Origin of the sequence: Streptomyces sp. NPDC057428, assembly GCF_042803195.1 — a bacterium.
GTDB lineage: Bacteria > Actinomycetota > Actinomycetes > Streptomycetales > Streptomycetaceae > Streptomyces.
The window spans coordinates 22,522-42,436 of the sequence record NZ_JBHVCT010000014.1; the positions used below are offsets into that span (position 1 = coordinate 22,522).

At 68.6% G+C, this 19,915-nt stretch carries 14 protein-coding genes and 1 pseudogene; 8 read left to right on the top strand and 7 right to left on the bottom strand.

Annotated features, from left to right (window positions below; translation table 11 throughout):
• Window positions 1-38: 38 nt before the first annotated feature.
• From ACFU5K_RS08215 to ACFU5K_RS08230, 4 genes are all read left to right on the top strand, one after another.
• Window positions 39-1,649 (top strand): type I restriction-modification system subunit M, encoded by a 1,611-nt coding sequence (locus ACFU5K_RS08215; protein ID WP_384058146.1) that lies wholly within the window; start codon window positions 39-41, stop codon window positions 1,647-1,649.
• On the top strand, window positions 1,649-2,845 hold the full coding sequence (locus ACFU5K_RS08220) for a restriction endonuclease subunit S (RefSeq protein ID WP_384058148.1): 1,197 nt from the start codon (window positions 1,649-1,651) through the stop codon (window positions 2,843-2,845). Before ACFU5K_RS08215 ends, ACFU5K_RS08220 begins: the two co-directional genes overlap by 1 nt.
• The gene (locus ACFU5K_RS08225) at window positions 2,842-6,072 is read left to right on the top strand and encodes a type I restriction endonuclease subunit R (RefSeq protein ID WP_384058150.1); all 3,231 of its coding nucleotides are present in this window, start codon (window positions 2,842-2,844) and stop codon (window positions 6,070-6,072) included. Before ACFU5K_RS08220 ends, ACFU5K_RS08225 begins: the two co-directional genes overlap by 4 nt.
• Window positions 6,073-6,429: 357 nt before the next feature.
• Window positions 6,430-7,389: a MarR family transcriptional regulator gene (locus tag ACFU5K_RS08230; RefSeq protein ID WP_384058152.1), complete on the top strand. Its 960-nt coding sequence runs from the start codon at window positions 6,430-6,432 to the stop codon at window positions 7,387-7,389.
• 16 nt (window positions 7,390-7,405) lie between these two features.
• On the opposite strand, the gene ACFU5K_RS08235 is transcribed toward ACFU5K_RS08230, so the two are convergent.
• Together ACFU5K_RS08235 and ACFU5K_RS08240 are read right to left on the bottom strand one after the other, a co-directional pair.
• Complete coding sequence (locus tag ACFU5K_RS08235; RefSeq protein WP_384058154.1) at window positions 7,406-7,588, bottom strand: DUF397 domain-containing protein; 183 nt, start codon at window positions 7,586-7,588, stop codon at window positions 7,406-7,408.
• Entirely contained in the window at window positions 7,585-8,370 is a 786-nt protein-coding gene (locus tag ACFU5K_RS08240) for a Scr1 family TA system antitoxin-like transcriptional regulator (protein WP_384058156.1), read from the bottom strand. The genes ACFU5K_RS08235 and ACFU5K_RS08240 overlap by 4 nt, the downstream gene beginning before the upstream one ends.
• A 152-nt stretch (window positions 8,371-8,522) precedes the next feature.
• On the opposite strand from ACFU5K_RS08240, the pseudogene ACFU5K_RS08245 reads away from it, so the two are divergent.
• Window positions 8,523-8,918 (top strand): annotated as a pseudogene (locus tag ACFU5K_RS08245) (ATP-binding protein); the annotation flags it as partial.
• A gap of 198 nt (window positions 8,919-9,116) precedes the next feature.
• Window positions 9,117-10,325, top strand: coding sequence for a phosphatidylserine/phosphatidylglycerophosphate/cardiolipin synthase family protein (locus tag ACFU5K_RS08250; protein WP_384058158.1), 1,209 nt, complete (start codon window positions 9,117-9,119; stop codon window positions 10,323-10,325).
• 73 nt (window positions 10,326-10,398) lie between these two features.
• On the opposite strand, the gene argS is transcribed toward ACFU5K_RS08250, so the two are convergent.
• Window positions 10,399-12,168 (bottom strand): arginine--tRNA ligase, encoded by a 1,770-nt coding sequence (gene argS / locus ACFU5K_RS08255; protein WP_384058160.1) that lies wholly within the window; start codon window positions 12,166-12,168, stop codon window positions 10,399-10,401.
• A gap of 146 nt (window positions 12,169-12,314) precedes the next feature.
• Between argS and lysS the strand changes: the two genes are divergently transcribed.
• Window positions 12,315-14,075: a lysine--tRNA ligase gene (gene lysS / locus ACFU5K_RS08260; protein WP_384058162.1), complete on the top strand. Its 1,761-nt coding sequence runs from the start codon at window positions 12,315-12,317 to the stop codon at window positions 14,073-14,075.
• Window positions 14,076-14,142: 67 nt separating this feature from the next.
• Here lysS and ACFU5K_RS08265 read toward each other — a convergent pair whose 3' ends face one another.
• From ACFU5K_RS08265 to ACFU5K_RS08275, 3 genes are all read right to left on the bottom strand, one after another.
• A complete protein-coding gene (locus tag ACFU5K_RS08265) occupies window positions 14,143-15,510 on the bottom strand; it encodes a DUF2637 domain-containing protein (protein ID WP_384058164.1) in 1,368 nt (455 codons plus the stop codon).
• A 183-nt stretch (window positions 15,511-15,693) separates the two neighbouring features.
• Window positions 15,694-16,545 carry a DUF3558 family protein gene (locus ACFU5K_RS08270; protein ID WP_384058166.1) on the bottom strand — a complete coding sequence of 284 codons (852 nt, stop codon included), beginning with the start codon at window positions 16,543-16,545 and terminating at the stop codon, window positions 15,694-15,696.
• Window positions 16,546-16,781: 236 nt separating this feature from the next.
• Window positions 16,782-17,603, bottom strand: coding sequence for a DUF3558 domain-containing protein (locus ACFU5K_RS08275; RefSeq protein ID WP_384058167.1), 822 nt, complete (start codon window positions 17,601-17,603; stop codon window positions 16,782-16,784).
• A 171-nt stretch (window positions 17,604-17,774) separates the two neighbouring features.
• Here ACFU5K_RS08275 and ACFU5K_RS08280 point away from each other — a divergent pair, with 171 nt between their 5' ends.
• On the top strand, window positions 17,775-18,968 hold the full coding sequence (locus ACFU5K_RS08280; protein WP_384058169.1) for an RtcB family protein: 1,194 nt from the start codon (window positions 17,775-17,777) through the stop codon (window positions 18,966-18,968).
• Between the two features lie 175 nt (window positions 18,969-19,143).
• Here ACFU5K_RS08280 and ACFU5K_RS08285 read toward each other — a convergent pair whose 3' ends face one another.
• Entirely contained in the window at window positions 19,144-19,902 is a 759-nt protein-coding gene (locus ACFU5K_RS08285) for an SDR family NAD(P)-dependent oxidoreductase (RefSeq protein WP_384058171.1), read from the bottom strand.
• Window positions 19,903-19,915 lie beyond the last annotated feature (13 nt).

Here is a 19,915-nt window from a genome sequence, read left to right on the forward strand (position 1 = left end):
CACCCCTTTTTTTGGACCACGAGAGAAACGAGTTCCCCGTGCCACCCCGTAAGAAGAAGACCGAACCCGCCGACATGAAGCAGATCCTGTGGCAGGCCGCGGACAAACTGCGCGGCAGCCTGGACGCTGCCGCGTACAAGCACTTCGTGCTGGGTCTCGTCTTCCTCAAGTACGTCTCCGCCGCGATGAGTGAGAAGCGCGCACAGCTCGAGGCCGAGCTGCGGGAGGAGGGCGGCTGGAGCGAGGAGGACATCCTCGTCACGCTCGAGGAGCGACGCGAGTACACCGGCGCCGGCATCTTCTACGTGCCCCCGGCCGCCCGCTGGGAGGCCGTCCTCGAACGGGCCGGCACGACCGTGGAGGGCCAGACCGTCGGTGAGGCGATCGACGCGGCGATGCTGGCGATCGAGGCGCAGAACCCGGCGCTGAAGAAGACCCTGCCCAAGATCTACGCCAGCGGCCGGGTCGACGAGGAACGCCTCGTCGGGCTGATCAGGCTGCTGGACCGGCTGGCCTTCCAGGAGCAACTGGGCGACGACGGCCGCCGTAAGGGCGCGCGGGACATCATGGGGGAGGTGTACGAGTACTTCCTGGCCGAGTTCGCGCTCAAGGAGGGCCGCAAGGGCGGGGAGTACTTCACCCCGGAGAGCGTGGTGCAGCTCCTGGTGGAGGTCCTGGAGCCTCAGCCGGGCGAGCGGGTCTACGACCCGGCGTGCGGGTCGGGCGGCATGTTCGTGCAGGCGGAGAAGTTCATCGAGTCGCACGGCGGCAACCCGCTGAACGTCGCGGTGTACGGACAGGAACTGAACCAGACCACCTGGCAGCTGGCCCATATGAACCTGGCCATCCACGGGGTCGAGGCCAACCTCGGCGACGAGCCGGCCGACACCTTCCGCAACGACCAGCACCCGGCGCTCAAGGCGGACGTGGTGATGGCCAACCCGCCGTTCAACATCTCCGACTGGGGCGGGGAGATGCTCGGCATGGACAAGCGGTGGGTGTACGGGGCGCCGCCCGTCGGCAACGCGAACTACGCGTGGCTCCAGCACATGATCAGCAAGCTCGCACCGAGCGGCCGGGCGGGCGTGGTCCTGGCCAACGGCTCGATGAGCAGCAAGCAGTCCGGTGAGGGCGACATCCGCCGGGGCATGGTCGAGGACGACCTGGTGATGTGCATGATCGCGCTGCCCGGGCAGCTGTTCCGGTCGACCCAGATCCCGGCGTGCCTGTGGTTCCTCGCGGAGGGGAAGGGCCGTCACTCGGGGTGGGTGCGGGGGCGCAAGGGCGAGGTCCTGTTCATCGACGCGCGTGAGTTCGGCGTGATGAAGAACCGGACGCTGCGGGAGCTGACCCCGGAGGAGATCGTCGGGCGCATCGGGGACGTGGTGCGGGCGTGGCGCGGTGCGGAGGGGGCGGCGGCGTACGCGGATGTTCCCGGGTTCTGCGCGAGCGTGGGCCTGGAGACGGTTGCGGAGCACGACTACGTGCTGACCCCGGGGCGGTACGTGGGCACGACAGAGGTGGAGGTCGACCCGGACGCGGAGCCGGTGGCGGCGAAGATCGCGCGGCTGACGGCTTTGCTGCGGGAGCAGTTCGCGGAGTCGGAGCGGTTGGCGAAGGTTGTGGATGAGCAGCTGGGGAGGGTGTGATGGGGGAATGGAAGCACGCCACCCTTGAAAGTCTCTGTTCCGAGATCACAGTTGGCCATGTGGGCTCGATGGCAGGGGAGTATGTGCCGAAAGGGATTCCCTTCCTGCGTTCGAAGAATATTCGACCTGGGCGTATCGATCTTTCCGGCATTGTCTACATTGGTGTCGAATTTCACGAGCGTCTGACGAAGTCGAGGCTGCGTGAAAATGATGTCGTCATTGTTAGGACAGGGGTGCCAGGTGTGGCGGCGCTTGTTCCTGCCGGGTTCGGTCCTGCGAACTGCTCCGATATGATCATCGCACGTCCAGGGAATGCGGTGGACCCGAGATTTTTGTGCTACTCAATCAATGTAACCTCAGGTGCGTTTGTATCCGCTCATTCGGTAGGGGCAGTTCAGCAGCATTTCAATGTGGGATCCGCCAAGAATCTGAAAATCCTGGTGCCACCCAAATTGAAGGACCAGCATGCTGTTGCTGAGGTGCTCGGTGCGCTGGACGACAAGATCACGCTCAACGAGCGGATCCGCAGCACCGCTCTGGACCTCGCCAGCGCCTGCTATGAATCGGCCGCAAAGAGCAGTCAGCCAGAGACCATCGGCGACCTGGCTGCCCTCTTTGATGGCCCGCACGCAACACCCCAGAAGACGCGGGAAGGCGCCTGGTTCCTCAGCATCAGCAGTCTCAAGAGCGGTTACCTGGACCTGGCCGAGTCGGCCCATCTCTCCGAGGAGGACTTCCCTCGATGGACGCGTCGCGTGCAGCCACAAGCAGGAGATGTGCTCTTCTCCTACGAGACGCGCCTCGGTGACGCCGCCCTCATGCCAGCCGGAATTCAGGGAAGCCTGGGGCGTCGCATGGCGCTGCTGCGAAGCAAATCTGACTCGGTCAGTGGAGCGCTGCTTCTCCACGCGTACTTGGCATCCTCGTTTCAGGAGGAGATCAAGCGTCGCACTATCCACGGCGCTACTGTTGACCGGCTGCCGCTCAAAGAAATGCCCGGCTGGCGCATTTACCTCCCCGCTGCCGGTGAGCGGGCGCGGTTGTCGGCCGAACTGGACGCGCTGCATGCGACCGTGATGCAGACGTCTGCCGAGAACCGCACCCTCGCCGACCTCCGCGACACCCTCCTCCCCCAGCTCATCACCGGAAAGCTCCGCGTCAAGGACGCGACTCGCGTCGTAGAGGAGGCCGTATGAGAAGCACCCACCCCGCCGGCGAGCCCCCCGTCGACCGCCTCACCGAGAAGGAGCTGGAACTGCACGCCCTCGGTGTGCTCGGCGAGATCGGGTGGCAGCACGTGGACGGGGCCGATGTGGGGCCCGCGTACGGGGTGCGGAAAGGGTGGGGGGACCTCGTCCTGTACCCGAATCTGCGCAAGGCGATCCGGCGCCGCTACCCGCAGCTGCCCGAGAGCGTGGCCGACGACGCCATACCCCTGTTACTCGCCCAGCTCACGCAGCACGACCTGCGCGAGAACCACCGGTTCTACGACCGGCTGACCGGTGGCGTCCCCGTCCCGTACGAGGATCCGGCCACCGGCGACACGCGGCACGCGAGGATTCGCCCCGTCGACTTCGGCGATCCGCACGCCAACGAACTCCTCGCTGTCAGCCAGGTACGAGTCAAGAGCGTCAAGGACCGGACGTTCATATTCGACATCGTCCTGTACGTGAACGGGCTGCCTCTCGCCGTTGTCGAGCTGAAGAAGGCCGACAGCAACGACAGCGCGCGCACCGCCTACGACCAGCTCCAGGGCTACCGGCGCGAACTGAAGCAGACCGGCACCTTCGCCACGTTCCTCGTCATGCTCGCATCCGACGGGATCACCGCCCGCATGGGCACGCCGTTCACGCCCTGGCAGCACATGGCCCCCTGGCACGCCGACGACAACGACCGCATGCTGCGCAAGCACCAGCGCGAGGACGGGCGGGCTCTGGAGCGCATGCTGTACGGGGCGTTCGAGCCGGGCCGACTTCTGGACCTGATCGGTCACTTCCTCTCGTACTCCGCCGAGAAGTCCGGTGACGTCAACACGGTCAAGCTGGCCAAGGCGCACCAGTACATCGCCGTGAACAAGGCTGTCCGGGCGACCGAGTCAGCTCTTGCGACCGACGGCCGGGCGGGGGTCGTCTGGCATACGCAGGGGGCGGGGAAGAGTGAGGAGATGCTCTTCTACGTGGGGAAGGCGGCCTCGACGCCCGAGCTGTCCAGTCCGACCTTCGTCATGCTGACGGACCGGATCGACCTCGACGACCAGCTGTACCGGACGTTCGTCGCCAGTGACACCTTGCGTAAGAGGATCAAGGAAGAGCTGGAAACAGCCGATGACGCGGGGCGACTGCGTGAGCTGCTGGACAGGCCGAAGAGCAACGGCGGGGTCGTCTTCGCCACCCTGCAGAAGTTCCGGCTCACCGAGGCCGAGCGCAAGGCCGGCGTCCGGCATCCGCAGATCTCGCCGCGCCGGGACGTGATCGTCGTCGTCGACGAGGCGCACCGCAGCCACTACGACTTCATCGACGGCTACGCCCGCAACCTGCGCGACGCCCTCCCGAACGCCACGTTCATCGCCTTCACCGGCACCCCCATCAACAACCACACGGGCAGCACGCAGGGCGTGTTCGGTGGGAACATCCACACCTACGACCTCACTCAGGCCGTGGACGACGGGGCGACCGTACCCGTCTTCTACGAGCCCCACCTCGTCCAGGTAGACCTCATCAAGGACGCGGACCTCGATGATCTGGACGCCCGCGCGGAAGGCCTGATCGAAGGACTCGGCGAGGACGAGAAGCGGGCCGCCCGGCAGCGGTTCGGGCGGTACGAGGAGCTGATCGGGTCGCCCGCCCGCATCCGTGAGCTGGCCGGGGGACTGCTGGAGCACTGGGACGCCCGCAGCACGGAGATGGAGAAACTGACGGGCTGGAAGGGCAAGGGCATGGTCGTCTGCGCCTCCCGAGCCATTGCCGCGCGGCTGTTCGAGGAAGTGATCCGACGCAGGCCGGACTGGAAGGGGGAGCGCGACCCGAAGTCGCAGCTGCTCACCGACACCACCGGGCGTATCCGAGTCGTCTTCACCGGGAACGCCGCTTCGGACGAAGAGGTTGCCGACTACGTCCGCACGCCCGCCCAGCTGAAGAAGATCCAGGAGCGGGTGACCGACCCGGAGGACGAACTGGAGCTGGTGATCGTCCAGTCCCTGTGGCTGACCGGCTTCGACGCGCCGCCTCTGCACACCCTCTACCTGGACAAGCGCATGCGCGGGGCCGCGCTCATGCAGGCCATCGCCCGTGTCAACCGCACCTGGCCCGGCAAGCCCTCCGGGCTGGTCGTCGACTTCCAGGGGGTCATACGGGAGATCAAGGAAGCCCTCGCCGAGTACTCCGAGCAGGATCAGGCGGATCCCATGCTGGGTGCCGACCTCGCGGGCGCGGTTCAGCTCGTCCGGGAGAGTCACCAGCAGATCGTGGACATCCTGCACGGGTGCCGGTGGAAGCAGACGCTCGCCGTCGGTGGCCCCCGCTCCTACCGGGAGGCCCTGGTCGAGGTCCTGGAGTTCCTGATCACGCCGGAGCCGGGGCTGGAGTTCGAACAGGCCACTCGAAAGCAGCGGTTCATGTATCACTCAGGTCTGCTCCGGCAGGCCTTCTCGCTCTGCCCGACCGATCAGCGCGTCCAGGATCTGCTGCCCGACATCCGGTTCTTCGAGTCCGTGCGGAAGTCGCGGGAGAAGTACACGGCCGACGAGCGGAAGGAACAGGACACGGCCACAGCGGCGGACGTGGAGCCGCTCATCGCGCAGCTCCACGCCTCGGTCATCGCAGCCGACGGTGTCGTGGACATCTACGACGCGGCCGGCCTGGCCAAGCCGGACCTGTCCCATCTGGACGAATCACTCCTGCGGAAGCTCCAGGCGTCCAAGCATCCGAACCTGGCCATCGAGGCGCTACGAAGGGCGTTGCTCAAGGAGATCAGGGACGCCCATCCGCGCAACCTGACACGGCAGGAGAGCTTCACGAGCCGGGTGCGGGCCGCGATGAACCGGTACACGAACGGGCTGCTGACGGCGGCCGAGTTCATGAAGTTCCTCATCGAGCTGGCCCGGGAGGTGTCCGCCGACCGGGGCCGGGCCGAGACGCTCGGGCTGACGGAGGACGAGCTGGCCTTCTATGACGCCCTGGCCGCCGATCCTTCCGCGGTCGAGCAGATGGAGGACTCGGTCCTCGCGCGGATCGCGCACGAGCTGTACGAGCAGATCCGCAAGGACGTCACCGTCGACTGGAAGCTGAAGGAGCAGGCCAGGGACCGGATCATGGCCCGGGTGCTCCGGCTCCTGCGCAAGCACGGGTATCCGCCGGACAAGCAGCCGGCAGCGATCGAGCGAGTGCTGAAGCAGGCAGAGGACCTGGCGGAGGCCATGGCATGAACCGGCGCTCGAAGCTCGGGCTTCGGGCGCCGGGGTCCGAGGGGCGAGCTTCGGGAGGTGCGCGGTCACTCTTCCGGGGGACGCCCGCGGAGCGCGGGGCCGATGCTTGAGCTTCGGGATTCGAGGGCCGGGATGCGGACTTCGGGATTCGAGCGCCTTCTTTACCTCGGTAGGTAGAAGAGGGTTTGGGTAAACCTCCCCGACCTCCCGGACCTGTCACGGTCAGCAAGTATGACTAATCGTGACCGAGTTGCAGCGGAGGGTGGCGACTGCTTACGGTGCGGAAACAGAGCGACCCCGACGCGGTGCTAGCAACACCAGGCCGGGGTCTCACCGCAAGATCGAAGGACCGATCCCGTGGCTATCCAGCAGCCTAGCTCCGCCCTGCGCGCCCCCGCCTCCTCGCGCCCGTACCCGATGGCCAATCCCGGTTACGGCAAGCGATCCGTCCCGGACCAACAGCCTCGCTGCGGCGATGACTTCATGCTGCTGCCGCTGCGGGAGCGGCACATCGCCGGGTTCATCGACCAGCTCCCCGACGGCGCGGCCATGGACGTCAAGGGCCTGGCCAAGCAGCTGCCGCTCTACGGGCAGCAGGCGGTCGGTTCGGCCCTCAAAGCCCTGTCCGTCGCCGGGTACCTGCGACGCGTGCGGTGCCTGGTGACCGGCGAGGGTGGGCAAGTGCGCTGGGTCTTCCGCACGTTCTGGTCCCGCACCGCCCGCGACAACGAGTGGTGGGGCGCGCTCGTAGGCGCCGAGCGTGAGCAGCCGAAGGTCGCCGAGCCCGTCGCCGTCCGGCCGGAGGCCCCCGCCGTACCGCAACAGCGGACGCCGGAGCCGGTTCCGCCCGTGCTGGAGCGTGACTCGTCCGCGTACGCCGCCCTGGCGCGACTCGGCCGCGTTGATGCCCGGCTGGCGCTCTCCGCCGCCGACTGCGCGATCCTGGAGCCGCTGGCCGCCGAGTGGTTCATGCGTGGAGTGGACGCCGACTACCTTGTGCAGGCTCTCGTTGCCGGGCTTCCCGCCGGGGTCGACTCTCCGGTCGGGTTCGTCCGCCGCCGCCTCAGGGACAAGATCCCGCCCCTGGTGTCCGCCGTCCCGCTGCCGCCCGCGCCAGGCACGCCCGTCCGGCGGGTGATGATGGAGTGCACCAAGTGCGGTGTGCCCGGCCGCGCGGAGGCCCTTCCCGATGGCCTCTGCCGTGCCTGTCGGGAGCCCGGTCAGGGTGCGCCGGAGGCCGCCACCGCCGAACTGCCCGCCGAACGGGACGTGCGTGCCTACGTCTCCAGGCTTCGCGATCTGCTCAAGGCGCCCTGATCGCCCGCTGGTCCGGTCAGCTCCGGGCGGCGAACGCGGCGAAGGCCGACCAGGTGGCGGGGGCGACGGTGAAGGTGGGGCCTTCGGGGGTCTTGGAGTCGCGGACGTGGATGGCGGAGGGGTGCGCGGCGATTTCGAGGCAGGCACCGCCCTGTTCACTGCTGTAGCTCGACTTGAACCACTCAAGTGCGGTGCTCATCGCTCTCCTAGAAGCCGTTCCAGCAAGCCCCGAGATTCTTCGGTGTTGAGGGCCTGTGTTCGCAGCATCGCATATTTGCGTTCCAGGATGCTTACGTCATCTGGGGCCGAGATCAACTGGCTGCCGCGCTGGGTCTCGGTGTAGGCGAGGCGCTGGTGTTCAGGGGTCTCCAGAAGGATGAAAGGACCTGAGAGGCCCGCGTGCGTGCGTCGGCCCAGAGGCATGATCTGGATGGTGACTCCTGGGATTTCAGTGCAATCACGCACGTGCCGGAGGGTGTCCGCGTACACGTCGTTCCCGCCGAGGCGGTCCCTCAAGATCGCCTCTGAGATGACAAAACTTGCGGTAGGCGGCTCTTGCTGGTGCAGGATTTCCAGACGTCCCATTCTCGCCGAGGCCCGTCTGTCGACCTCCTCGTCATTGAGGGCCGGAACGTCGGTACGGAACACCGCCCGCGCGTAGCTCTCCGTCTGGAGCAACCCTGGCAGCACCTGGTTCTCGAACCAGGACAGCGCCAAAGCCTCCCGCTCCAGGTCCATGTACTGCTCCGCCCACGCCGGGATCAGGTCAACCTCAGGCATGTTCTCCACCGCCGTCTCCAGCGCCCCCTTCGTGTCCAGCAGCGCGTCCAGGCGCCGGGCCAGGTCGGGGAGGAGGGCGCGGCGGCCCTGTTCGATGGAGGCGATCGTCTCCAGCTGTACGGCTGCCCGGTCCGCGAGCTGGGCCTGGGTCAGGTCCGCCGCGACGCGGAACAGGCCTACCAGCTTGCCGACGAGCTTCATGGCCGACGCGTTCCTGCGCTGCCGTTTCCTGGGGTGCATACGGTTCGGCCTCCCCGCCCTGGTGCGTACTTCACGCGTCGGCGGCCCGTACAAGAGATCTGTACGTGTTCACCTACTGCTGAACGATAGGCACAGAGAGTCACGGTTGTCTCATGAACGAGACGATGCAACTCCCGCTGCTGCGCGAGCGCTTCTGCCGACGTGAACGCCGCTCGGTCGCTGCGGTGCGGGAGTTCGTGCGGGAGGCCGTGTCCGACTGGGGGTTCGGGGCGCGGCTCGACGACGTGCTGGTGTGCGTGAGTGAGTTGGCGACCAACGCGCTGCTGCACGGTGTGCCGCCGGGGCGCGGGTATCTGGTCCGGCTGCGACTGGAGTCGGGGGGATGCGTGCTGTCCGTGGAGGTGCACGACAGCGGAGGCGGGGTGCCTGCGGTGCGGCGTCCCGACGGGGAGACCGGGCGTGGGCTGCTGCTCGTCGACGCGCTCGCAGATCGGTGGGGCGTGGGAGAACGGGATCCCGGCAAGGTCGTGTGGTGCGTTTTCGCGCGGCGAGACGGCTCCGCTGCCCGTGCCGCTCCTTTCGGTGGAGGCATCACGGCCAGGCCCGAGTACCTCTACCGGCCTGATATCGCACAGTGGGAGCTCACCCAGCTGTGAGCGGCGTTCTCCGGGGTAGGCGGAGTCCCGGGAGTACGAGGGGCCGGCGGCGGTGTCGCCTGCCCGCAGCCACTGACGAGCAGGTGAAAGATGTCCACTCGCACAGAGGAGAAACCCGTGGGCGACAGACCCGACGGGCAGGTCGCCGAGCGCACCGTGCGCCTGCGCCGACGGCTGGAGCGCCTCATCGGGATCGCGGCCACCGAGGGCAACGAGGTCGTCCCGCTCCGCAACGGGAACCAGATCTTCGCCGCGATGCTGGGTGCCATCCGTGCTGCCGAGCACACCGTGGACATGATGACGTTCGTGTACTGGCGTGGCGACATAGCGCGGGACTTCGCGCAGGCGTTGTCGGAGCGGGCGCGTGCGGGTGTGCGGGTGCGGCTGCTGCTCGACGGGTTCGGCAGTCGGCTGATCGAGAAGGACCAGCTGGCGATGATGGAGGACGCCGGGGTGGAGGTGGCGTGGTTCCGCAAGCCGCTGTACCTTTCGCCGCTCAAGCAGAACCACCGCTGCCACCGCAAGGTCCTCATCACCGACGAGGAGGTGGCGTTCACCGGTGGCGTGGGCATCGCCGAGGAGTGGTGCGGCGACGCGCGCAACGAGCGTGAGTGGCGGGACACCCATGTCCAGGTGCGGGGGCCCGCCGTGGACGGTCTGGCCGCCGCGTTCGCCCAGAACTGGTCGGAGTGCCACGCAGAGTTGTTCGACGAGCGCGACCGGTTCGTCGAGATCGAGCCCCAGGGCGGATCGATCGTGCAGGTGGTGCGTGGTTCGGCCAGTTTCGGCTGGCAGGACATGCAGACCCTGCTCCGCGTCGTGCTGGAGTCCGCCGAGGAGCGGGTGCGCCTGACGACGGCGTACTTCGCCCCGGACACGTATTTCATCGAGCTGCTCTGCGCCACCGCCCGGCGGGGGGTGACCGTCGAGATCCTGCTGCCCGGCCCGCACACCGACAAGCGGGTGTGCCAGCTGGCCGGACAGCACCACTACGAGGACCTCACCGGCTGTGGCGTGAAGATCTACGAGTACCAGCCGACGATGATGCACACGAAGGCGCTCACGGTGGACGGCGTCGCCTCGCTGATCGGGTCGACGAACTTCAACCGCCGTTCCCTCGACCACGACGAGGAAGTGATGCTCGCCGTCCTGGATCCGGCGTTCACCGCGACCCTGGACGAGCACTTCGATGAGGACCGGGACAACAGTGTGCTGATCGACGGGGCCCGGTGGCGGCGCCGCTCAACGGCTCAGCGGATGCGTGAGGTGGCGGTCCAGCCGATCCGGCGCTGGCTGTGAGGTGACCCGGACGCGCCGATGGCCCCGGACACCGTGAGGTGAGGTGTCCGGGGCCATCGGCGTCACCGGATGCTCAGAGCCGCTCGGGCGTCCGGATACCGAGCAGCTTCATGCCCTGGTGCAGGGTGCGGGCGGTGAGCTCGACGAGGAACAGCCGGTTCTCGACGACCTCGGGCGCGTTGTCGGGGCTGAGCACCTGGCACTGGGCGTAGAACGTCGTCAGGTGCGAAGCGAGCTGGTAGAGGTACGCGGCCAGCTTGTGCGGCTCGTATCCCTCGGCCACCTCGGCCAGGACCTCGCCGAACTGGTCCAGGTGCAGGCCCAGCGTGCGCTCCGCCGGGGCGAGCTCCAGCTCGGGATGCGCGGCCGGATTCGCGTCGCCCTTCTTGCGCATGATGGAGCGGATACGGGCGTAGGCGTACTGGAGGTAGACGGACGTGTCGCCGTTCAGCGAGACCATCTGGTCCAGGTCGAACTTGTAGTCCCGCACGGCGGAGGTCGACAGGTCGGCGTACTTCACGGCGCCGATCCCGACGTACCGGCCGTTCTCGACGATCTCCTCCTCGGAGAGGCCGACGTTCGCCGCCTTCTCCCGGACGACCGCCGTGGCCCGCGCGACCGCCTCGTCCAGGAGGTCCTCCAGCCGGACGGTGGTGCCCTCGCGGGTCTTGAACGGCTTGCCGTCCTTGCCGAGGACGGTGCCGAAGGCCAGCTGGTGCGCCTTCACGTCGTCGTTCAGCCAGCCGGCGCGGCGGGCGGTCTCGAAGACCATTTTGAAGTGCAGGGACTGCCGGGCGTCCACGACGTAGACCAGGGTGTCGGCCTTGAGGTTCTGCACCCGGTCGCGGATCGCGGACAGGTCGGTCGCCGCGTAGCCGTAGCCGCCGTTCGACTTCTTGACGATGAGGGGGACCGGGTTGCCGTCCGGGCCCTTGACGTCGTCGAAGAACACGCAGAGAGCGCCCTCGGAGCGGACGGCGACGCCGGTCTCCTCAAGGATGCGGCAGGTGTCCTCGAGCATGTCGTTGTAACCGGACTCACCGACGATGTCGGGGTCGGCGATCACCATGTCGAGCTTGTTGAAGACGGAGTAGAAGTAGATCTTCGACTCGTCGACGAAGCCCTGCCACAGGGCCAGCGTCTCGGGGTCGCCGGCCTGGAGCGCCACGACCCGGTCGCGGGAGCGCGCCTTGAACTCCTCGTCGGAGTCGAACAGGACCCGCGACGCCTTGTAGACACGGTTCAGCGAGGACATGGCCGCCTCGCCGTCGGCCCCGCCGCCCTCGTGCCCCAGCTCGCCCGGGTGCTCGAAGAGGTACTGGATGAGCATGCCGAACTGGGTGCCCCAGTCGCCGATGTGGTGGCGCCGGACGACCTCCTCGCCGGTGAACTCGAGGATCTGGACCATGGCGTCACCGATGACGGCGGACCGGAGGTGGCCGACGTGCATCTCCTTGGCCACGTTCGGCTGGGCGTAGTCGATCACGGTCTTGCCCGCGGCGGGGTTCACCGGGACGCCGAGGCGGTCGGTGTCTGCGGCGCGCGCTGCGAGCGTCTCGATGATGGCCCGGTCGGTGAGTGTGATGTTGAGGAAGCCGGGGCCGGAGACCTCGACGTCCTTGATCAGCTCACCCGACGGCAGGGCGGCCGTGACCTTGTCGGCCAGCTCGCGGGGGTTGCCCTTGGCCTTCTTGGCGAGCGCGAGGATCCCGTTGGCCTGGAAGTCGGCCCGGTCGCTTCGGCGCAGCAGCGGGTCCGCGGTGCCGGCCTCCGGCAGGGCTGCCGTCAGGGCGTCCGCCAGCTGCTGCTGGAGCGTGGAAGCGAGGGAGGGGACCGAAGCCATGAGACGGCTGCCGTTTCGGTAGAGGACGAGGATCACCCCAGTATCCCACGGGGTGTAAAGCCGTTTTCGCGCTGCGGGCGGTACCTGGGAGAATGGGTGTGCCCCTGATGGGGGTCGCCCCTACGACTCCTACACGAGAGAAGGACGTGCCGACCGTGGCTTCGAGTCAGAGCAGCACCGAGACCGACTGGGTCTCCCGCTTCGCGGACGATGTCATCGCCGAATCGGAGCGACGTGCGCCTGGCAAACCGGTCGTCGTCGCGTCCGGCCTGTCCCCGTCGGGCCCGATCCACCTGGGCAACCTCCGCGAGGTCATGACCCCGCACCTCGTCGCCGACGAGATCCGCCGGCGCGGCTACACCGTGCGCCACCTGATCTCCTGGGACGACTACGACCGCTACCGCAAGGTCCCGAACGGTGTCGAGGGCGTCGACGCGTCCTGGCAGGCGCACATCGGCAAGCCGCTGACCTCGGTGCCCGCGCCGGCCGGGTCGGCCTACCCGAACTGGGCCGAGCACTTCAAGGCCGCGATGACGGCGGCCCTGGACGAGCTGGGTGTCGAGTACGACGGCATCAGCCAGACAGAGCAGTACCTGGCGGGTACGTATCGCGAGCAGATCCTGCACGCGATGAGGCACCGCGCCGACATCGACGCCGTCCTCGACCGCTACCGCACCAAGAAGGACGGCGCGGCGGTCGCGAAGGGCGGGAAGAAGCCGCAGCAGAAGAAGGTCGACGAGGCCGAGCTGGAGGCTGCCGAGGGCTCCGGCGCGGCGGACGAGGACGACGGCAGCTCGGGCTCCGCCGGTTACTTCCCGTACAAGCCCTACTGCGGCAACTGCGGGAAGGACCTCACGGTCGTCACCTCGTACGACGACGACACCACCGAGCTGAACTACACCTGCTCGGAGTGCGGCTTCGCCGAGACGGTCCGGCTGAACGAGTTCAACCGCGGCAAGCTGGTCTGGAAGGTCGACTGGCCGATGCGCTGGGCCTACGAGGGCGTGATCTTCGAGCCCAGCGGCGTGGACCATTCGTCGCCGGGCTCCTCGTTCGTCGTGGGTGGCCAGATCGTGCGCGAGATCTTCGACGGCGTCCAGCCGATCGGACCGATGTACGCGTTCGTCGGGATCTCCGGCATGGCCAAGATGTCCTCCAGCAAGGGCGGGGTGCCGACCCCGGCCGACGCGCTGAAGATCATGGAGGCGCCGCTGCTGCGCTGGCTTTACGCGCGCCGCAGGCCGAACCAGTCCTTCAAGATCGCCTTCGACCAGGAGATCCAGCGGCTCTACGACGAGTGGGACTCGCTGGCCCGCAAGGTCGCGGAGGGGACCGTGCTGCCCGCCGACGCGGCCGCCTACGCCCGGGCGATCGGCACGGCCGCCGGTGAGCTCCCCGCCACGCCGCGCCCGCTGCCCTACCGGACGCTGGCCTCGGTCGCCGACATCACCGCCGGTGCCGAGGACCAGACGCTGCGGATCCTCAGCGAGCTCGACCCGGCGAACCCGCTGGCGACGCTCGACGACGCGCGTCCCCGTCTCGACCGCGCCGAGAGCTGGATCACGACCCAGGTCCCGGCCGAGGCCCGCACGGTCGTCCGTGACGAGCCGGACAAGGAGCTCCTCGGTTCCCTCGACGAGCGGGGCCGGGAGTCGCTGCGGCTGCTGCTGGAGGGGCTGGACTCGCACTGGTCGCTGGACGGGCTGACCACGCTCGTCTACGGCGTACCGAAGGTGCTGGAGGGGCTGGGACCGGATGCCAAGCCGACGCCCGAACTCAAGGTGGCCCAGCGGTCGTTCTTCGCGCTGCTGTACCGGCTGCTGGTGAGCCGTGACACCGGCCCGCGTCTGCCCACGCTGCTGCTCGCGGTCGGGGCGGACCGGGTGCGGAAGCTGCTCGGCGCGTAACACTTCGCGACGTGAGGACGGGCGGGCCGCTCAGCGGCCCGCCCGTTCTGCTGCGGCCGGGCCCGTCCTACGCGATGTGGTCCGCGGCCATCTCGTTGTCGAAGCGCTGCTTGAAGCCGGGCAGCAGCTTGCGGAGCATTGCGGCGCTGCGCGGGTGGCGGACGTTGTGGCCGTCCGAGAGGTGTATGTCGAGCACCTCGGCGCTCGGGTAGTCCTGGTGCTGGTTCGTGTACGCGGTGAACACGTCGTACGCGATCGCGCTGAACTCGGCTTCGATCTCGGCCCATTCAGCCGTGTCGGCTTCCTGCTGCCCCTCGGCCTGCGGGCCCTGCTGACCCGGAGGGCCTTCCTGCTGCGCCTGGGGCACGACCTGCTGCGGTTCGGCCGAGCGGGGGTGCGGGACGGCTCCGATGGTGCCGACGTTGCCCAGCGGGCGCGTACGGCCGCCGGGGCCCGAGGGGATCATCACCGGGGTGGGTTCGAGGCCCTCGACGTATGTCGGGTTGTATGCGCTCTCGTACGCGTCCTCGGGCACCTGGGGGGCCGCGAACCAGGGGCTGTCGTGCGAGCCGGGGCCCTCCTGGGGGTGCTGCTGCGGCTGGTCGTGCTGTTCCTGCCGCTCAGGCGCCGCGTGCTCCCGGGGGTTCTGTCCCTGGAGCCCGGGGGCGTCCTGCTCGTGGGGGGAGTAGGGCAGTTGGGGGTGCTGCTCGGTGGCCACGGCCGGCGCGACGGGGGGCAGCAGTGCGGGCTCGATGCCGGCGGCGGCGAGCCCGGCCGGGGCGGTGTCGGCGAGCGGGACTCCGTACTTCGCCAGGCGCAGCGGCATCATCGACTCGATGGGTGCCTTGCGGCGCCAGTTGCGGCCGAAGCGGGCCTGGAGGCGGGCCTGGTAGATCAGCCGGTCCTGTTCGAGCTTGATGACCTGCTCGTAACTGCGCAGCTCCCACAGCTTCATGCGGCGCCACAGCTTGAAGGTGGGGACGGGGGACAGCAGCCAGCGGGTGAGCCGGACGCCCTCCATGTGCTTGTCGGCGGTGATGTCCGCGATCCGGCCCACGGCGTGCCGTGCGGCCTCGACGGAGACGACGAAGAGGATCGGGATCACCGCGTGCATGCCCGTGCCCAGCGGGTCGGGCCATGCGGCCGCGCCGTTGAAGGCGATCGTCGCGGCGGTGAGCAGCCAGGCTGTCTGGCGCAGCAGCGGGAACGGGATGCGCATCCACGTCAGCAGGAGGTCGAGCGCGAGCAGGACGCAGATGCCCGCGTCGATGCCGATGGGGAAGACCAGGGAGAACTGGCCGAAGCCCTTCTCCTCCGCGAGTTCGCGTACGGCGGCGTACGAGCCGGCGAAACCGATCGCGGCGATGAGCACGGCGCCGGCGACGACGACCCCGATGAGCACGCGGTGTGTGCGTGTCAGCTGCATGGCGGCCACCCGCGATCCCCTCCCGACTTCGATGAAAACCGGCTCCACTTCGGCACCCGGCGCGGGCACAGCCTGGCACATGCCGGCACGGCGTGCTGCGCGGGGAGGGCGCGAAGCCCGGTACCCACAGGGATACCGGGCTACGTAAAGCGGCCTCTGTGCAGGGGAGTTGGCGCTCCTGCGCGCCTCAGGTCACGACTTGTGCGTGGCGGTCGCCGACGTCTTGGCCGATGCCTTGGCGGTCGCCGACGTCTTCGCGGACGGCGTCGCCTTCGCGGTCGACTTGCCCGATGTCTTCGGGGAGGGCGATGCCGAGGCCTTCCCGGCGCCTTCGTCGGTGTCCTCGTCGGTGCCGACCTTGGCCACGGCTTCCTTGACGGCCGTCTGCGCGCCCTTGAGGATGTCGGCGGCGGCGGGCTTCTTCGCGCCCGCGTATCCGGCCCCGTTGTAGGTGACGCTGACGACGACGTTCCCGGTGCGGGCCACGATCGTCGCGTACTCGAACTCCTCGCTGGTCTTGGTGAGGGTGTACGCGACGGCGGTCGCCTGCTCGCCGATGCCCGTGGCGGGGTTGGCGGAGACCTTCTTCGCGCCCTCGATGGCCTGCGCCTTGGCGACCTGCTTGGTGTACTCGTCCCCCGCGCGCTTGGCGCCGCTGCCCAGCGACTGGTCCGAGTCGAAGCGGGTGAAGCCGACGGCGAGCCAGCGGTACTGCGAGCCCTTCACACCGTTGTCGTCCAGGCCGTTCCACGCGCAGCCGCCGCGGGTCGCGGTGTCGCTGGACTTGTCCGGGTCGCCGCCCTTGTTCTTGGACTTCGGAACCAGGTCCTCGATCGTCTTCCTGCTGATCGACCCGCAGGCGTCCGGCAGCGAGGCGAACTTCGCGGGCTCGACGGACGGCCCCGACTTCTCCGCGCTGGGAGAGTTCGACGAGGCGGAGTCCTTCGTGTCGCCGGAGTCCGACGAGCAGCCGGCGACGACGAGCATCACCGGAACGGCGGCGCAGGCGAGTATGCGGGACAGTCGCGGAGCTGATCGGTGCATGGTTCCTTCACTCGGACGGCACGGCGGTCTCGGTCGTGCGGGCGGTTGCGTCGGTACGGCGGTCGAGTCGGTGGGCCGGTCGCGTGGTCAGGGTCACCGCGCGGCCGGTGGCCGGAGGCGGCCGCGGTCGTACGCGGGCCGGGGGCCACGGTACGACGGACCGCGACCGGATGCCGCCTCCGGCCAGCAGCCCCGGAGCGTGGAAGGTGCCACGGCCGGGGCCCGTCGGCGTCGGGTCAGTCGCTCAGGGTCTCGGCCAGTTTCTGCGCCAGGGCCTGGGTCTTCTCCTGCAGTTCCCGGCTGTCGGGGACCTCGGTCACGAGGGCCGGCTGCTCGGTGTACTGGACGGTCACGATGACGTTCGATGTGCGGAATACCACGCTCACGGTGCGGCGCTGGGCGGTGGACCCCGCCCGGGTGAGCGCGTCGTCGAGGAACGCCGCGTCCCCGAGCCCGCCGAGCAGCCTGGGCCTGAGATCCGCGCCGCCGCCGGTTCCCCCGGGAGCGGGCGCGTCGGCGTCAGGATCGGCGGCATCGGCGTCGGGGGAGGCTGAGGGTGTGCCGCCGGAGGCGGACGGGGTTCCGCTGGGCGATCCGGTCGCGGACGCGCTGGGCGTGACGCCGCCGGGGGCGGGAAGCTCGGCGTCGTCCTCCCTCTTCGCGTACACCTCACGGGCGCGGTCGTCGTCGCTGACCGCGGGGTCGTACGAGACGACGCGCTCGAAGTCGATGGACAGGTTCCGGGACGCGTCCGGGGCGTCCGCCTTCCAGCGGCAGCCGACCTGGCGGTCGGTGTCGTAGGTGACGACGGCCGTGCCCTCGTAGATCTTCTCCTGCTGGACCTCGGGCAGTCCGGCGGCGCCGGGCAGCAGGTCCTTGAGGGTGGAGCGCGGTACGGCGCGGCAGGACTCCGGCAGTGTGCGGTACTTACCCGGAGGCGCGGCCGAGACCGTCGGGTTGCCCGGCTCGCTGTCGGCGGCGGGGTCGTCGGCGCCGGAGCCGACGCTGCAGCCGGCGACGAGCGCTGCGAGGAGCGCGACGCCGGGTACGTACGCCATGTGTCGCACGGTCCCAGGCTCCCTTCGGTACGAAAACGGGTTGCCGCTCGATAGCGGCCGATGGACACAATGTGTATCGCACGCGCCGCTGTGAATGCCGGTCGGCCGACCACTATGCCGATCTTGGCACCGGTTTTGCGCTTTCAGTTTTTTCGGGGGAATCGAGGGGTTATGTCGTATGTAGAGGTACCGGGTGCGCAGGTTCCGATCCGGATGTGGGCGGATCCGGCGTCGGTGGAGGACGTCGCGATGCGGCAGCTGCGGAACGTGTCCACCCTGCCCTGGATCAAGGGACTCGCTGTCATGCCGGACGTCCACTTCGGCAAGGGCGCGACCGTCGGCTCGGTGATCGCGATGCACGGGGCGGTCTGCCCGGCCGCGGTGGGCGTGGACATCGGCTGCGGAATGTCGGCGGTCAAGACGTCGCTCACCGCCAACGACCTGCCGGGTGACCTCTCGCGACTCCGGTCGAAGATCGAGCAGGCCATTCCGGTGGGCCGGGGGATGCACGACGGCATCGTCGACCCCGGAAAGCTGCACGGCTTCCCGACAGCCGGATGGGACGACTTCTGGTCGCGATTCGACGGGATCGCCGAAGCGATCAAATTCCGTCAGGAGCGGGCAACGAAGCAGATGGGAACGCTCGGAAGTGGGAATCACCACATCGAAGTCAGTCTCGATTCGCAGGGCTCGGTGTGGCTGACGCTGCACTCCGGTTCGCGGAACATCGGCAAGGAGCTGGCTGAGTACCACATCGGCGTCGCGCAGAAGCTCTCGCACAACCAAGGGCTGGTCGATCGCGACCTGGCCGTATTCGTCTCGGACACACCGCAGATGGCGGCCTACCGTAACGACCTCTTCTGGGCTCAGGAGTACGCGAAGCACAACCGGGAGATCATGATGGCATTGCTCAAGAGCGTGCTCATCAAGGAGTTCAAGAAGGCCCGCGTTACCTTCGAGCGGGAAATCAGCTGCCACCACAACTACGTTGCCGAGGAGCGGTACGACGGAATGGACCTGCTGGTGACCCGAAAGGGTGCGATTCGTGCGGGCTCCGGAGAGCTCGGAATCATCCCTGGCTCGATGGCAACGGGTACGTACATCGTCAAAGGTCTCGGCAACAGCGCCGCCTTCAACTCGGCCTCGCACGGTGCCGGCCGGCGGATGAGCAGGAACGCCGCGAAGAGGAAGTTCTCGACGAAGGACCTGGAGGACCAGACTCGGGGCGTGGAGTGCCGCAAGGACTCCGGGGTGGTGGACGAGATCCCGGCCGCCTACAAGCCGATCGAGCAGGTCATCGAGCAGCAGCGCGACCTGGTCGAGGTCGTCGCGAAGCTGAAGCAGGTCGTGTGTGTGAAGGGCTGAGGCCCGGACCGGCACCGGCGTTAAGCCCCGGAACCCGCGACATGCGTGGTCCGGGGCTCTTCCGTTCCGGCGCACCGGTCAGGGGCCTGCGAGCCTTCGCCGATCGGTCGTCCGCCGGTGCCTGCGGACCCTTGCAGCAGAGGGGCATGGGGGCAGAGGTGCAGGAGGCGGAGCGTCAGAGCGTCCGGTGGACCTTGGAGTTGGAGGCCTGCGCCCGGGGGCGCACCACCAGGAGGTCGATGTTGACGTGGCTGGGGCGTGTGATGGCCCAGGTGATCGTGTCGGCCACGTCGTCGGCGGAGAGGGGCGCGTCGACGCCCGCGTAGACCTTGGCGGCCTTCTCGGCGTCACCGCGGAAGCGGGTGGTCGCGAACTCCTCGGTCTTGACCATGCCAGGTGCCACCTCGATCACGCGGACCGGGGTTCCCACGATCTCCAGACGGAGGGTCTCGGCCAGGACGTGTTCGCCGTGCTTGGCGGCGACGTAACCGCCACCGCCCTCGTACGTCGAGAGCCCGGCGGTCGAGGAGAGGATCACGACCGTGCCGTCGCCGCTCGCGGTGAGGGCGGGCAGCAGGGCCTGGGTGACGTTGAGGGTGCCGATGACGTTCGTCTCGTACATCTGCCGCCAGTCGGCCGGGTCGCCGGTCGCCACGGGGTCGGCGCCGAGCGCGCCGCCCGCGTTGTTGACCAGGACCGCCAGGGAGCGGAACGCGGTGGCGAACTCGTCCACCGCGGCGCGGTCCGTGACGTCGAGGGAGTAGGCGGTCGCCTGGTGGCCCGCTTCGGTGAGCTCGGCGGCGAGCGCCTCGATGCGGTCCTTGCGGCGGGCGGTGAGCACCACGCGGTATCCGGCGGCGGCCAGCTGCCTGGCGGTCGCGGCGCCGATGCCGCTGCTCGCGCCGGTGATGACGGCGATGGGGGTGGCGGCCATGCGAACTCCTCGG